Genomic DNA, 14,993 nt, shown 5'->3' with positions numbered 1-14,993 from the left:
TCTTGTTAATAAATTAATGTTATTCTTGTGCTAGCTAGTGTTATTGCTATCTTTTTGTTAACGATAAAAATTAAGCCTAAAAAGATAAGTACTTTAGCTTAAATAATACACTCTTATCAGAGTTCTTTTTCACGATTTATTTAACGAAAACTTCTGTTCATTGAACTAGGCTAAGGAAAAGTATTTAGGAACAGATATTATAATAGTCATTGCAGGTTTTCGTTATTGGGATGATCAATGTCTAATAGTTCGTTTAATCGCCAATGGGCTAAAGTTATACTGGAAACTTTGACTCGTCATGGTTTACGTCATATCTGTATCGCACCCGGATCACGTTCAACGCCTTTAACGCTTGCGGCAGCCGCCAATCATAAACTTATTTGTCATACGCATTTCGATGAGCGTGGTTTAGGTCACTTAGCATTAGGTTTGGCGAAAGCCACTCAACAGCCTGTTGCAGTGATTGTCACCTCAGGTACCGCAGTGGCAAACTTATACCCCGCTTTAATTGAAGCGGGACTTACTGGTGAACGGGTGATCTTTCTCACGGCAGATAGACCGCCTGAACTGATTAATTGTGGCGCCAATCAGGCTATACGCCAACAAGGTATTTTTGCCAGCCATCCCTCAGAAACACTCTCTTTACCACGCCCTACAGCAGATATTCCTGCTCGTTGGCTGGTTTCTACATTAGATAATGCCATGAATAATCTTGTGCATGGTGCTTTGCATGTAAACTGCCCTTTTGCAGAGCCATTATATGGTGATGATATAGAGCATGACACACCATGGACACAAGCATTAGGAAAGTGGTGGCAAAGTGATAAACCTTGGTTACAAGAAACGCTTTCTCCCTCTGTGACTACACACCCTCAATGGGATCGACTACGTCAGAAAAAAGGGGTCGTTATTGCTGGACGTATCAGTGCGAAAGAGGGGATTGCCGTTGCCAAATGGGCCTCACAATTGGGATGGCCTCTGTTAGGTGATGTGTTATCACAAACTGGACAACCACTACCTTGTGCTGACTTATGGCTAAATAATCCACAAGTGAAGGCTGAATTAAACCAAGCAGAAATAGTGATCCAATTTGGCTCCAGTTTAACAGGCAAACGCTTATTACAATGGCAAGCGAATTGCTCACCGCAAATGTATTGGGTGATTGATGCTATTCCGGGACGTTTAGATCCGGGGCATCATCAAGGGGAGAAGTTTACCTTATCCCCGAGTCAATGGTTAACGGCACATCCTGCTATTGATAATTTACCTTGGGCGTTGTCATTAAGTCATATTGCTACACAAACTTATCAACATGTTACTGAAGTAACAGACTATTTTGGTGAAGCACAAGTTGCTCATCAGTTAGATCATCTACTTCCTCACAATGGGCAGCTTTTTGTTGGCAATAGTTTAATTGTGCGCTTAATTGATGCTTTTGCACAATTGCCACAGGGCTATCCTGTTACGAGTAATCGTGGTGCTAGTGGCATTGATGGATTACTTTCAACCTCAGCAGGTGTTCATCGAGCCACTCAAAAACCGACGTTAACTATCTTGGGTGATTTATCGGCATTATATGATTTAAATAGTTTGGCACTACATCAACAAGTCTATGCCCCAAATGTGGTGATTATCGTCAATAACAATGGTGGGCAGATATTCTCTATGTTACCGACGCCTATGGCAGAGCGGGAGCGTTTTTACTGCATGCCCCATGCTTTAAATTTTAAACATGCTGCTGCCATGTTTGGTTTAGATTATGTTGCACCAAACTGTTGGGATGATCTGTTTACTACAGTGACTGCATGTTGGCAGGGGGAAGCCAAAACAACATTAATTGAATTGATTGTCAATGAAACTGAGGGTGCTGAAACCTTAAATCAGTTGGTAAAACAGGTAACCGCTTATGACTTTAGCTTGTAGGCAATATAACACGCATAACGAAGGGCCATGGTTAGTTTGGTTGCATGGACTATTAGGAGACAGTCATGAGTGGGAGACCGTCATTAAGGCTTGCCATGAATATCCCTCACTCGTGATTGATTTGCCCCGTCATGGTAACTCTGCCTCTATTGGGGTAAATAATTTTGTCGAGATGAGTGCATTACTCCATGACACTTTAAAAGAATACGATATTAATCATTACTGGCTGATTGGTTACTCTTTAGGTGGCAGAATTGCGATGTATCACGCATGTTTTGGTGAAACATTGGGATTAATGGGATTGATTGTTGAAGGGGGAAACCCAGGTTTATATGATGCAATAGAAAGACAAAACCGTATTGCACATGATAAACGTTGGGCCGCGCGTTTTCGCAATGAACCTATTAATGATGTATTAACGCAATGGTATCAACAGCCTGTCTTTGCTGATTTAAGCGATGAAATGCGTCAGTTATTAGTTGAAAAACGCAGTAGTAATGCAGGTTTTTGTATTGCGGAAAGTTTAGAAACACTCTCTTTAGGCCATCAGCCTTGGTTAGTTGCAGAATTACAACAACTCACCTTACCCTTTATTTGGTTGTGTGGTGAGCAAGATAAAAAATTTCAATCAATAGCGCAGCAATATTCGCTGCCATTAACGACTATCCCGCAAGCTGGTCATAATGCCCATCAGGCACAGCCTGATGCTTATGCTGCGGTGATAAACCATGTATTATCCCTCTTTGGTTAAAGGAACCTAATTATGCTTTACCCGAGCGAAGAAAAGCTATATGCACCGATTGAATGGCAGGATTGTTCTGAAGGTTTTGAAGATATCCTCTACCACAAATCTGTCGATGGCATTGCCAAAATTACGATTAACCGCCCGCAAGTGCGTAATGCTTTCCGTCCTTTGACTGTGAAAGAGATGATCCAAGCATTAGCCGATGCACGTTACGATGACTCAATTGGTACTATTATTCTTACTGGTGCAGGCGAAAAAGCGTTTTGTGCCGGTGGTGACCAAAAGATCCGTGGTGACTACGGTGGATACCGTGATGAAAGTGGCACTCACCACTTAAACGTATTAGATTTCCAACGCCAAATTCGTACTTGTCCTAAACCTGTTGTTGCTATGGTGGCTGGCTACTCCATTGGTGGTGGTCATGTCTTACATATGATGTGTGATTTAACCATTGCTGCAGACAATGCCATTTTTGGTCAAACTGGTCCTAAAGTAGGCTCATTTGATGGTGGATGGGGTGCTTCTTATATGGCACGTATTGTCGGGCAGAAGAAAGCTCGCGAAATCTGGTTCTTATGCCGCCAATATAATGCGCAAGAAGCATTAGATATGGGATTGGTAAATACCGTTGTTCCTTATGCTTCTCTTGAAAAAGAAACGGTACGTTGGTGTCGTGAAATGCTAGAAAATAGCCCAATGGCATTACGTTGCTTGAAAGCAGCATTAAATGCTGACTGTGATGGTCAAGCGGGTCTGCAAGAATTGGCTGGTAATGCAACCATGCTGTTTTATATGACAGATGAAGGTCAAGAAGGACGTAATGCTTTTAATGAAAAACGTCATCCTGATTTCACTAAATTTAAACGTAACCCATAATGCGAAACGCCAAACTCTATTCATTCAGCCTGCCAATGGAGGCAGGTGTTGTTCTGCGCTACCAAAGATTAAAAACGCGTGATGGTTTTCTTGTTTGTTTAGAGCAAAATGGCAAACAAGGTTGGGGTGAAATTTCACCTCTTCCTGAGTTTAGCCATGAAACGTTAGAACAAGCACAAGATGCCGCACAATCTTGGCTAGCAGCTTGGTGTCTAGGTGAAAATCCTACTGACAGTGAATTGCCAAGTGTCGCTTTTGGTATTAGTTGCGCATTAGCAGAGCTTGAAGGCACTTTACCAGAAGAAGCCAATTATCGTGCCGCACCTTTATGCAACGGTGATCCTGATGACTTAATTTTAAGTCTTAATGAAATGAGCGGGGAGAAAGTTGCTAAAGTTAAGGTCGGTCTGTATGAAGCTGTACGAGATGGTATTGTCGTCAACTTATTACTAGAGGCGATCCCCGACTTAAAACTAAGACTTGATGCCAATCGCAGTTGGACGCCAGCTAAAGCAGAAGGTTTTGCCAAGTACGTGAACCCACAATGGCGCGACCGTATTGCATTTTTAGAAGAGCCATGCAAAACCCCAGAAGAGTCACTCGCCTTTTCACAAGCAACAGGTATCAATATTGCTTGGGATGAGACTGTGCGTGATGAAGGTTTTGAAGTGAAAGCTCAAGAGGGTGTTACGGCGATTGTTATCAAGCCTACGCTAGTAGGAAGTCTTGCTCGTTGCCAATCTATCGTTGAACAAGCGCATGCTTTAGGTCTAGAGGCGATTATTAGCTCGAGTATTGAAAGTAGCTTTGGATTGACACAACTGGCAAGAGTGGCTCAGTGGTTAACGCCAGATTCTATTCCCGGTTTAGATACCGTTGATCTTATCAAACAACAACTTATTCGTTGTTGGCCAGATGTAGATATTCCGCTTATCACGCTTGAACAGCTTAAGACAGTATGGCAACAGTAGTTAATTTTACACAATGGCCGTGGCATCACTGGGCGCAGCTTAACCCAAATGAAACGGCCATCATATCCGGTGATTCACCTATAACATGGCAACAATTAAGTTGTCATATTAATCAATTGGCGAACCATTTAGCGAAACAGGGTGTTAATACTAAAAGTACCGTGTTGCTACGTGGTAAAAATCATATCCATGTTGTTTTTACGCTACTTGCTGTTTTTCAATGCGGTGCAAAAGTATTACCGTTAGATCCTCAGCTCCCTAAGTCTCTACTTGATGATTTATTACCCCATTTAAACATCGATTTTTATGCTGATTTAAGTGGATCAACACTTGAGTTAGATGCGAGGTTACTCGATCTTTCTGGTGTCGAATTCAATAATAAATCACATCAAGATAAAAATAACATGGCAGGTGTCGCATGGGCATCTTCTCGTATGGCAACACTGATCTTAACCTCTGGATCATCAGGTCTACCTAAAGCCGCTGTGCATACTTTTCAAGCTCATCTTTGTAGTGCAGAAGGTGTTCTTGAATTGATACCCTTTGAAAAAAGCGACAGTTGGTTATTGTCTTTACCTCTCTTTCATGTATCTGGGCAAGGAATTCTTTGGCGTTGGTTATTACGAGGCGCTACCTTGGTAGTGCGTAATATGCACCCCTTTATTGCTGCTTTGCAAGGCTGTACTCATGCTTCTTTAGTGCCAACGCAACTTTGGCGTTTATTACAAAATACACAACAGGATAGTTCGCAGCCCATCACATTAAAAGCGGTTTTATTAGGGGGAGCGATGATCCCAACTGAATTAACCCAATGTGCGGAAAGTAAAGGTATTCAGTGTTGGTGTGGTTATGGCATGACTGAAATGGCCTCTACTGTTTGTGCAAAACGCGCAGATGGTAAAGCGGGAGTTGGTACGCCATTAAAGGGTAAAGCGGTCAGATTAGTGGATAATGAAATCCAGATCAAATCTGATAGTGTTGCATTAGGATATTGGTTTGATGGCCAATTAAAGCCGTTATCACACACTCAGGATGATTGGTATGCAACACGGGATAGAGGTTGTTTTAAAGAGGGGGAATGGTGCATTTTAGGGCGATTAGATAATCTGTTTTTTAGTGCGGGTGAAGGTATACAGCCAGAAGATATTGAAAAGGTGCTAAATAGTCACCCGAATGTTCGCCAAACATTTATTGTCCCGATTGACGATATTGAATTTGGTCAACGTCCCGTTGCTGTTGTTGATACTGATATTGAGACAATTAATCAATTACCACAATGGTATCATACGCGTTTAGCAGGCTTTCAACGTCCCATCGCTTGTTTACTATTACCAGAACAGCTAAAGAGTGGAGGGATCAAAATCTCTCGTAAACAAGTGCAACAGTGGGTGAAAGGGCAACAAGTAAATTGATATTGCGATTTTATCGAACGACTTTAAGAAAGGCGCCCAAACTACAGGCGCCTTATTATTTTGCCGAGTTGCTCACAGGGCTTCTTGTTATCAGGTTATTTAGCGTCTTTCCCTTCTAACACTTTAATCGCTTTTTCAACACCAGCGCCATATTCAGGATGAACTTTGGTAAATAAGTCGATTTGGCGTTGTTGTGTTTCTTTACTTGCTTGTGATAATTCACCCGCAATACGCGCAAACATACGTTGATGCTCGTCATCGCTTAATAGCTCATACAGTGCACGAGGTTGGCTGAAATAATCTTCATCTTCACGATGGTTCCAGTGATCGGCTGCACCTTCAATAGAAAGTGGTGGCTCTTTAAAGTCAGGTTGCTCTTGGAACACACCGCCACTATTTGGCTCATAAGTAATACCATTACCACTATTACCATCAACACGCATAGCACCATCACGATGATAATTATGGAATGGGCATTTTGGGGCATTAACAGGGATTTGATGATGGTTAACGCCTAAACGGTAACGATGCGCATCACCATAAGAGAATAGACGACCTTGTAACATCTTATCTGGTGAGAAGCTAATACCTGGAACAATATTCGCAGGGCTAAATGCAGCTTGTTCAACATCAGAGAAGTAGTTATCTGGATTACGGTTTAACTCAAAGTAACCGACATCCATGAGTGGATAATCAGCATGTGGCCAAACTTTGGTTAAATCAAATGGGTTATAAGGCACAGTTGATGCCTCTTTTTCTGGCATGATCTGAATTTGTAACTTCCAACGCGGATAATCACCACGTTCAATGGCTTCAAAAAGATCACGCTGAGAGCTTTCTCTATCTTTACCTACTAGAGCTTCCGCTTCATCATCCATTAAGTTTTTGATGCCTTGTTGGCAACGGAAATGGAATTTAACCCAGAAACGTTCATTATCTTTATTGATAAAGCTATAAGTGTGGCTACCAAAACCATGCACAAAGCGATAGCTTAAAGGTAAACCACGATCGCTCATATCGATAGTTAATTGGTGTAGAGATTCTGGTAAATGAGAAAAGAAATCCCATTTATAAGCCATATTACGCATATTAGTGCGAGGGTCACGTTTTACGATATGGTTAAGATCAGGGAATTTAAGGGGATCACGTAGATAGAATACAGGAGTATTATTACCCACCATATCCCAGTTACCTTCTTCTGTATAAAATTTTAAGGCAAATCCACGAATATCGCGCTCAGCATCAGCTGCACCACGTTCACCCGCTACTGTTGAAAAACGAGCAAACATTTCTGTTTTTTTACCCACTTCAGAGAAAATTTTAGCTCGAGTATATTTCGTAATATCGTGAGTGACCGTAAATGTACCAAAGGCACCAGAGCCTTTTGCGTGCATACGTCTTTCAGGAATAACTTCACGATCAAAATGGGCGAGTTTTTCTAAAAACCAGACATCTTGTAGTAACATTGGACCACGAGGTCCTGCTGTTATTACATTATTATTATCTACAACTGGTGCACCAGCCGCCGTTGTGAGCTTTTTCTTTTCCATCACATCTTCTCCAATTTGTGGAATAGTGAACATTAAAAAATAGCATGGGTGAATAAAACGAGGCGAACAGCCTTATATTTATTATGGTTAATTTTTACTGTAATTCCACTTTAGCAAGATTAAAATTATTAATAAAACCCATTGGACCGATAGTATTGATAGATGTAACTTATTTACATAGATTGAAAAATCTAAACATTGACTTTCAATTCTCAGTAAAATTGTTTAATAAATTTGCTGTATAATTATAAGTTGGGAAAATTATTTGCTGGGGTAATCATAATGAAAAAGTTTTTATTATTAGGAGCAATGAGCGCATTACTTATTTCTGCTAATGCCAATGCCATATCGATGAATGTGCAAGCGGGTAAACATTATACCGATGTACAAGCAGGTTTAGGTGATGCTGATTCTGGACTTTCTTTTAACGGTAACTGGGCACGTAGTGATCACGATGGTCAATTAGGTAGTTTAGGTGCAAAATTTGCGTTACCTCTTGGCCCATTCTCAGCAAGCGTTGGTGGTAAAGCACTTTACCTCTCCCCCAAAAATGGTGATGACGGCGCGGCATTAGCTGGTGGTGTTGGACTTAATTGGCGTGTTTTACCTTCACTGAGTGTTTATGGTGAAGCTTACGCTTCGCCGGAAGGATTAACCTCAGGAAGTAAATCCTATTATGAAGCTGATGTTGGTGCTAAATACACGGTATTTAAACCACTTCATGTTAATGCGGGTTATCGGGTGATTGAAATTGAAAACGCGCATAATCACAGTAACAATAAACTTGCTGATGGTTTCTATGTAGGAGCTGGTTTAAGTTTCTAATATCAATAACGGGAACATTAGGTTTTTCCCGTTTAGTTATTTATTTTTAGCAGGTGTTACAATTAACACCTGCTTTTTATTTGATTTTTATCAGCTAATGGTGATTAACCCACTTGTGGCAATATATTAAAGGTAATCGCAATTTGAATACCAATCACTACTAACCCGCAGATAAATACGATGGCTAAGGCTGGCTTACCGCCTTTAACTTTATAATGCTCTGTAGTCTGCTTTTGCTGTCTTACTTTCCATACCAGAAGTGCTGGTAATAATAGTGCGAGAATAGATAAAGCAATTGCTGCATAGGCTAAGGCTTGCACAAAGTTAGGGAAAAATAACGCACAGAATAGCGGGGGAACAAAGGTTAATAAACCAGATTGAAAACGACCAGATGCGCGATTACTGCGTTTAAATAAATCAGCTAGATAATCAAATAATCCTAATGCTACGCCTAAGAAAGAGGTGGCGAGTGCAAGGGCTGCGAAAAGGTTGACAGCAATATTGACTCGCGGTGTAGCAACCACATCACGGATGGCGGTGAGTAGGCCATTTAAGCCAGATTCTTGGGCTAAAATCCCCATAAAGGTGGTGGTGGGAATAGCTCCTAATGTTGCTAATTGCCATAAAATATAAGCAATAAGAGGGATTGCGCTACCTACGATAAATATGAGGCGTAGTTTTTTGATATTGCCATCCATGTAACTGACAATACTGGGTACACTACCGTGGAAACCAAAAGAGGTAAAAATAACCGGGATCGCAGAAAGAACGAGTCCCTGAGCGATAGGCATAGAGGTTAAGTTGACTTTTTCCACATGGGGTAACATGACTACCAGCATAAAAATTAAGAAAATAACTTTTGCTGTAAAGAGTAAGCGGTTAATCATATCCACAGAAGTGGTACCAATACCGACTACCGCACCACCAATAACTGTAAAGATAATGATACCTTGTGTGATGGTTATCTTATGACCAATCCAAGAAGATAAAGTCGAAGCTAATAATTCACCCGCACCACTGATATAAGCCGTTGTTAAAGCATACATAAGAAGTAGCAAAGCTAAACCTGTAACGACTTGTCCTCCAATACCCAGATAACGTTTCGCAATAGAGCCAAGGCCTGTATGGGGATCGTTGTATTGATAGACTTCCACTAATAAAAGCGCGGTGTAACTCATTAATAGCCATAAGCCCACCAGCAATAACACCATGGTACTAAAACCAATACCCACAGCAGCAAGTGGCATTGCCAACATTCCTGCACCAATTGTTGTTCCTGCAACAATAAATACACTGCCTATAGTGCGATTTTTCACAAAGTCCTCGTTTTTCCAAACTATTTTACTTAGTTAAAAGTAGGGTATAAGAATGGTAAATTTCTGTCAAATTTTAATTACGATAGGTGTAATGTTTTGTTTACAAAATGGAGAGGATATAAAAAAACGCCAACAAAATGTTGGCGCTATTTAACATGTCTTTGGTTGTTGAATGACAAAAAAAGATTAATTAATCATCAAGCTCAACCATTCTTCTTATTTGATCACGATTAATTTGTTTGATTGCACCGGTTTCAGCATCTTTATAAATAATTAATCCGGTAGACTCATCTTCTTGAGGTTTATCTGTGGTCAAAATGGTTTGCCCATCGACGGTTTCAATTTTTTGTGGAGATGAACAACCTGCTAATAGCAGTAAAGAGAAAGAGGCGGCACAAATCGGTAAAATAGTTTTTAGTTTCATAGTAACGATCCTTTTTATAACTCTGTTATTTAACTTTAGTTAAAAATACGCATTTGTGTTAGAAAAAGAACAATATAGGAAAACAGTGATCATTATAGTCAATGGTTTTACTTTGTGCAGATCTCGATTTCGATATCACTCACAGGGTGACAGCTACAAGGTAAAATTTCATCAGCTTGAATAAATGCCAATGGCTCATTGCGATAACATACTTTGCCTTTTACTAAGCGTAATCGGCAAGAGCCACAATAACCTTCTCGGCATTGATATTCGATTTGAATTTTGCTGCGCTCTAACGTCTCCAACAAGGAAGGATGCGTTTCAGAGCTAAATTCTAATGCGGTTGATAGACCCTGCTGGTGCAGGGTCACTTTATGAGATGCCATAATGTATAGCGCTAGTTCTCTGTTTTACAGTTCGAAGTTACTTAAATCATCAGTATCTACTTGTGAGTCGATTTGACCTACTAGATATGAGCTTACTTCAACTTCTTGTGGTGCAACTTGCACATTATCAGATACTAACCAAGCATTAATCCATGGAATAGGGTTTGAACGTGCTTTAAACGGCAATTTAAGTCCTACTGCCTGCATACGAATATTAGTAATATATTCAACATATTGGCAAAGGATCTCTTTATTTAAACCGATCATAGAGCCTTCTGAGAATAGGTATTCTGCCCACTCTTTTTCTTGCTCTGCTGCTTCAACAAATAGGTCATAACATTCTTGTTCGCATTCTGCGGCAATTTCGGCCATTTCAGGATCATCTTGACCTGAACGCAGTAAATTGAGCATATGCTGTGTGCCAGTTAAGTGTAATGCTTCATCACGGGCAATCAATTTAATGATTTTAGCGTTACCTTCCATCAGTTCGCGCTCTGCAAAGGCAAATGAACAGGCAAAGCTGACATAGAAACGAATCGCTTCTAAAGCATTAACACTCATTAAGCATAGGTAAAGCTGTTTTTTGAGCTTACGTAAAGTAACTTCAACAGTTTTACCTTTTATTTGATGCGTACCTTCACCAAACATATGGTAAAGGTTAGTTAAATTGATTAACTCATCATAATAAGATGAGATATCACGAGCACGTTTTAAAATCTCTTCATTTTCAACAATATCATCAAAAACGACCGACGGATCGTTGACGATATTACGAATAATATGGGTATAAGAGCGTGAATGGATGGTTTCAGAGAACGACCATGTTTCTACCCAAGTTTCTAATTCTGGAATCGAAATTAAAGGTAAAAATGCCACGTTAGGGCTTCTACCTTGGATCGAATCAAGCAGAGTTTGATATTTTAAATTACTAATAAAAATGTGTTTTTCGTGATCGGGAAGCGCATTGTAGTCAATACGATCACGAGAAACATCAACTTCTTCTGGACGCCAGAAGAAAGAGAGTTGCTTTTCAATTAGTTTTTCAAAAATAGGGTACTTTTGCTGATCATAACGCGCTACGTTAACAGGTTGCCCAAAAAACATGGGCTCCTGAAGCTGATCATTTCTAACTTGTGAAAAAGTGGTATAAGACATAGCTTCCTCAATTAAATTTTACACGCGCCGCCTTCACAATCTGAATCTGCCGTTTCAACGACTTCTTCCAGATCACCTTGTACATCTTCTGCACCATCACGGGTATTGTGATAATAGAGTGTTTTTACACCATATTTATAGGCGAGCAGCAAATCTTTTAGCAGCTGGTTCATAGGAACCTTACCACTAGGGAAACGAGTAGGATCGTAGTTAGTGTTGGCAGAAATCGCTTGGTCGACAAACTTTTGCATAATACCGACTAACTGCAAATAACCTTCGATACTTGGCATTTGCCACAGTAATTCATAAGCCCCTTTTAGGCGCTCATATTCTGGAACCACTTGACGTAAGATGCCATCTTTAGAAGCTTTAATACTGATATAACCACGAGGTGGTTCGATACCATTGGTTGCATTTGATATTTGTGATGATGTTTCTGATGGCATCAATGCAGAGAGCGTTGAGTTACGTAAACCGTATTGTTTGATCTCTTTGCGTAAGCTTTCCCAGTCATAATGCAGAGGTTCATTAGTCAGTACATCTAATGATTTTTTATAAGTATCAATAGGTAAGATACCTTCTGCATAGGTGGTTTCATTAAACCATGGGCATGCCCCTTGCTCTTTTGCTAATTCATTTGATGCTTTTAATAAATAGTATTGAATAGCTTCAAAGGCACGGTGTGTTAAGTTGTTTGCACTACCATCTGAGTAGCGAACACCGTGTTTAGCCAGATAATAAGCAAAGTTGATCACACCAATACCCAGTGTACGACGACCCATAGCACCTTGTTTAGCTGCTAAAATTGGATAATCTTGGTAATCTAACAAAGCATCTAACGCGCGAACGGCTAAACGTGCTAGCTCTTCTAAATCGTCTAGATTTTCAATCGCCCCAAGATTAAAGGCCGAAAGTGTACACAGGGCAATTTCACCATTTGGATCTTTAATATCATTTAATGGTTTGGTTGGTAGTGCTATTTCTAAACATAAGTTTGATTGACGGATAGGTGCAATCGCCGGATCAAACGGACTGTGTGTATTACAGTGGTCAACATTTTGAATATAGATACGACCTGTAGAGGCACGCTCTTGCATCATGAGTGAGAATAATTCAACCGCTTTAACTTGTTTTTGGCGAATACTCTTATCTTTCTCATATTGTACATATAAACGTTCAAATTCGTCTTGATCAGCAAAGAATGCATCATAGAGACCCGGCACATCAGACGGGCTAAATAATGTAATATCCTGACCTTTGATTAAACGTTCATACATTAATTTGTTTAACTGCACACCATAATCGAGATGGCGTACACGGTTATCTTCAACACCACGGTTATTTTTTAATACCAGTAGGCTTTCAACTTCTAAATGCCATAAAGGATAAAATAGCGTTGCTGCACCACCACGTACCCCACCTTGTGAACAAGATTTTACCGCCGTTTGGAAGTGCTTATAGAATGGGATACAACCCGTGTGAAATGCTTCACCATTACGAATAGCACTACCTAATGCACGAATACGACCGGCATTAATCCCAATGCCTGCACGTTGAGATACATATTTAACAATAGCACTTGAGGTCGCATTGATAGAATCAAGGCTATCATCACACTCAATCAGAACACAGGAGCTAAATTGACGTGTCGGAGTTCTTACACCCGCCATAATAGGTGTTGGGAGTGAGATTTTAAATGTGGATACCGCGTTATAAAAGCGCTCAATATAATCCATACGCGTCTCTTTTGGATAACGCGAAAATAGGCAAGCGGCAACTAACACATAGAGAAATTGTGCACTTTCGTAAATATCACCGGTAATACGGTTTTGAACAAAATATTTACCTTCTAGCTGTTTCACTGCTGCATAAGAGAAATTCATATCACGTTGATGAACAATAAACTTATCCATCTGTTCGAACTCTTCTTTGGTGTAATCTTCGAGAAGATGACGGTCATATTTACCGAGTTCAACTAAATGTTTAACGTGATCATACAATGCCGGTGGCTCAAATTGACCATAGGCTTTTTTACGTAAATTAAAGACAGCAAGACGAGCAGCAAGATACTGATAATCAGGTGTTTCACCAGATATTAAGTCTGCAGCAGCTTTAACCAGTGTTTCATGGATATCGGCAGTTTTGATACCATCATAAAACTGAATCTGAGAACGTAACTCAACTTGAGAAACAGAGACATTTTCTAGACCTTCAGCGGCCCAAGTAATAACACGGTGAATTTTGTCTAAGTCAATGCGTTCTTTATGACCATCACGTTTTGTGACGAGCAGGCTGTGATTCATGAGCGATGCACCTTTCTGGCTTTAATGACCTATAAATGGGCAACCTGAAATTTTATACCGCAAAAAAGCGCTCCCGATGACAAACATTGCCAAGGAGTCTTGTGGTGTGAAATTTAAGGAAACACAATATATAGGGGTTTGTTCAAATGGTGATAACAAGATAATGGTAATTGAGGGATTGATCAAGTGTACAAATCTGAATGTTTCTGTGGATAAATAGGGGATAATTTTTTTAACAACTGCCTGTACCCTGCATAAATACAGGCAGTCAGAAACTTAAAACGACGCTAAAAAGAGGCAAAGTCAATTTTTAAAAATGTGATCGTTTGATGTTTTATTAAACCAAATCAATCTCTCTATTTCACAAATCCGAATTATCGGTCGCTTGAGTGTGCACCATGTAATTAACATCAACATTTGGCGCTAATCGGAATTTGTCTGTAATAGGATTGTAATGTAACCCAATCATATTTTTGCTACGTAAATTGGTTTCATCGACCCAGCTTAATAATTCTGAGGGACGAATAAATTTATTCGCATCATGGGTGCCTTTAGGAACCATATTCAGAATATACTCCGCGCCTACCACCAGCATAAACCACGCTTTTTTATTACGGTTGATGGTAGAAAAGAATACATGTCCACCTGGTTTCACCAGTTTGGCACATGATCTTACAATGGAGGAGGGGTCTGGAACGTGTTCTAACATCTCCATACAAGTGACCACATCATAGCGTTGTGGATATTCTGCGGCATGGTTTTCAACCGTATCTTGTATATAGGTGACAGGGATACCGGTTTCCAGTGAGTGGAGACGTGCGACCTCTAATGGCTCTTTACCCATATCGAGTCCGGTGACTTCTGCACCAACACGGGCCATACTTTCAGATAAAATACCGCCACCACATCCAACATCGAGTACTTTTTTACCAAATAAGCCATCAGCACGTTCTTGGATATAATTAAGTCTTAGTGGATTGATGCGATGTAGGGGTTTAAATTCACCTTCAAGATCCCACCATCTTGATGCGACACTCTCAAATTTGTCGATTTCATGCTGATCTACGTTAGCATGCAAAGAGGTTGTTTTATCATTCATCAGAAAGT

At 40.2% G+C, this 14,993-nt stretch carries 13 protein-coding genes; 6 read left to right on the top strand and 7 right to left on the bottom strand.

The genetic code is table 11. The annotated features are described in order from the left end of the window. The first annotated feature begins 237 nt into the window (after nucleotides 1–237). Genes menD through menE form a run of 5 tightly spaced genes read left to right on the top strand, consistent with a single transcriptional unit; the run spans nucleotide 238 to nucleotide 5,927 of the window. A complete protein-coding gene (gene menD / locus AACU98_RS11380; protein ID WP_161735911.1) occupies nucleotides 238–1,923 on the top strand; it encodes a 2-succinyl-5-enolpyruvyl-6-hydroxy-3-cyclohexene-1-carboxylic-acid synthase in 1,686 nt (561 codons plus the stop codon). Continuing rightward, complete coding sequence (gene menH / locus AACU98_RS11375) at nucleotides 1,907–2,674, top strand: 2-succinyl-6-hydroxy-2,4-cyclohexadiene-1-carboxylate synthase (protein ID WP_161735909.1); 768 nt, start codon at nucleotides 1,907–1,909, stop codon at nucleotides 2,672–2,674. Before menD ends, menH begins: the two co-directional genes overlap by 17 nt. Nucleotides 2,675–2,686: 12 nt before the next feature. After that, nucleotides 2,687–3,544: a 1,4-dihydroxy-2-naphthoyl-CoA synthase gene (menB, locus tag AACU98_RS11370; protein WP_004243669.1), complete on the top strand. Its 858-nt coding sequence runs from the start codon at nucleotides 2,687–2,689 to the stop codon at nucleotides 3,542–3,544. Further along, the gene (gene menC / locus AACU98_RS11365) at nucleotides 3,544–4,515 is read left to right on the top strand and encodes an o-succinylbenzoate synthase (protein ID WP_004243667.1); all 972 of its coding nucleotides are present in this window, start codon (nucleotides 3,544–3,546) and stop codon (nucleotides 4,513–4,515) included. The genes menB and menC overlap by 1 nt, the downstream gene beginning before the upstream one ends. Continuing rightward, the gene (gene menE, locus AACU98_RS11360) at nucleotides 4,503–5,927 is read left to right on the top strand and encodes an o-succinylbenzoate--CoA ligase (protein ID WP_036918620.1); all 1,425 of its coding nucleotides are present in this window, start codon (nucleotides 4,503–4,505) and stop codon (nucleotides 5,925–5,927) included. The genes menC and menE overlap by 13 nt, the downstream gene beginning before the upstream one ends. A gap of 95 nt (nucleotides 5,928–6,022) precedes the next feature. On the opposite strand, the gene AACU98_RS11355 is transcribed toward menE, so the two are convergent. Then, on the bottom strand, nucleotides 6,023–7,477 hold the full coding sequence (locus AACU98_RS11355) for a catalase (protein WP_004248382.1): 1,455 nt from the start codon (nucleotides 7,475–7,477) through the stop codon (nucleotides 6,023–6,025). 282 nt (nucleotides 7,478–7,759) lie between these two features. On the opposite strand from AACU98_RS11355, the gene AACU98_RS11350 reads away from it, so the two are divergent. Further along, nucleotides 7,760–8,302 carry a YfaZ family outer membrane protein gene (locus AACU98_RS11350; RefSeq protein ID WP_004248380.1) on the top strand — a complete coding sequence of 181 codons (543 nt, stop codon included), beginning with the start codon at nucleotides 7,760–7,762 and terminating at the stop codon, nucleotides 8,300–8,302. A gap of 104 nt (nucleotides 8,303–8,406) precedes the next feature. On the opposite strand, the gene tyrP is transcribed toward AACU98_RS11350, so the two are convergent. The 6 genes from tyrP to ubiG all read right to left on the bottom strand — a co-directional run bounded on the left by tyrP (nucleotide 8,407) and on the right by ubiG (nucleotide 14,985). Then, a complete protein-coding gene (tyrP, locus tag AACU98_RS11345) occupies nucleotides 8,407–9,618 on the bottom strand; it encodes a tyrosine transporter TyrP (RefSeq protein WP_004248379.1) in 1,212 nt (403 codons plus the stop codon). 190 nt (nucleotides 9,619–9,808) lie between these two features. Further along, nucleotides 9,809–10,042 (bottom strand): YgdI/YgdR family lipoprotein, encoded by a 234-nt coding sequence (locus AACU98_RS11340; protein ID WP_004243656.1) that lies wholly within the window; start codon nucleotides 10,040–10,042, stop codon nucleotides 9,809–9,811. 107 nt (nucleotides 10,043–10,149) lie between these two features. Continuing rightward, a complete protein-coding gene (gene yfaE, locus AACU98_RS11335) occupies nucleotides 10,150–10,428 on the bottom strand; it encodes a class I ribonucleotide reductase maintenance protein YfaE (RefSeq protein WP_004243655.1) in 279 nt (92 codons plus the stop codon). A gap of 24 nt (nucleotides 10,429–10,452) precedes the next feature. Continuing rightward, complete coding sequence (gene nrdB / locus AACU98_RS11330; protein ID WP_004248376.1) at nucleotides 10,453–11,583, bottom strand: class Ia ribonucleoside-diphosphate reductase subunit beta; 1,131 nt, start codon at nucleotides 11,581–11,583, stop codon at nucleotides 10,453–10,455. 11 nt (nucleotides 11,584–11,594) lie between these two features. Next, entirely contained in the window at nucleotides 11,595–13,886 is a 2,292-nt protein-coding gene (gene nrdA, locus AACU98_RS11325; RefSeq protein WP_004243653.1) for a class 1a ribonucleoside-diphosphate reductase subunit alpha, read from the bottom strand. A gap of 361 nt (nucleotides 13,887–14,247) precedes the next feature. Further along, nucleotides 14,248–14,985 carry a bifunctional 2-polyprenyl-6-hydroxyphenol methylase/3-demethylubiquinol 3-O-methyltransferase UbiG gene (gene ubiG, locus AACU98_RS11320; RefSeq protein WP_004243650.1) on the bottom strand — a complete coding sequence of 246 codons (738 nt, stop codon included), beginning with the start codon at nucleotides 14,983–14,985 and terminating at the stop codon, nucleotides 14,248–14,250. Between the last annotated feature and the right edge of the window lie 8 nt (nucleotides 14,986–14,993).

Origin of the sequence: Proteus sp. G4380 (genome assembly GCF_963885725.1) — a bacterium.
In the GTDB taxonomy this organism is placed as follows: domain Bacteria; phylum Pseudomonadota; class Gammaproteobacteria; order Enterobacterales; family Enterobacteriaceae; genus Proteus; species Proteus mirabilis.
This window is presented reverse-complemented; position numbering and strand designations above follow the sequence as displayed.

Coding starts and splice junctions, on each gene's coding strand:
- menD (WP_161735911.1), top strand. CDS start 238: ATGTCTAATAGTTCGTTTAATCGCCAATGGGCTAAAGTTATACTGGAA.
- menH (WP_161735909.1), top strand. CDS start 1,907: ATGACTTTAGCTTGTAGGCAATATAACACGCATAACGAAGGGCCATGG.
- menB (WP_004243669.1), top strand. CDS start 2,687: ATGCTTTACCCGAGCGAAGAAAAGCTATATGCACCGATTGAATGGCAG.
- menC (WP_004243667.1), top strand. CDS start 3,544: ATGCGAAACGCCAAACTCTATTCATTCAGCCTGCCAATGGAGGCAGGT.
- menE (WP_036918620.1), top strand. CDS start 4,503: ATGGCAACAGTAGTTAATTTTACACAATGGCCGTGGCATCACTGGGCG.
- AACU98_RS11355 (WP_004248382.1), bottom strand. CDS start 7,477: ATGGAAAAGAAAAAGCTCACAACGGCGGCTGGTGCACCAGTTGTAGAT.
- AACU98_RS11350 (WP_004248380.1), top strand. CDS start 7,760: ATGAAAAAGTTTTTATTATTAGGAGCAATGAGCGCATTACTTATTTCT.
- AACU98_RS11340 (WP_004243656.1), bottom strand. CDS start 10,042: ATGAAACTAAAAACTATTTTACCGATTTGTGCCGCCTCTTTCTCTTTA.
- yfaE (WP_004243655.1), bottom strand. CDS start 10,428: ATGGCATCTCATAAAGTGACCCTGCACCAGCAGGGTCTATCAACCGCA.
- nrdB (WP_004248376.1), bottom strand. CDS start 11,583: ATGTCTTATACCACTTTTTCACAAGTTAGAAATGATCAGCTTCAGGAG.
- nrdA (WP_004243653.1), bottom strand. CDS start 13,886: ATGAATCACAGCCTGCTCGTCACAAAACGTGATGGTCATAAAGAACGC.
- ubiG (WP_004243650.1), bottom strand. CDS start 14,985: ATGAATGATAAAACAACCTCTTTGCATGCTAACGTAGATCAGCATGAA.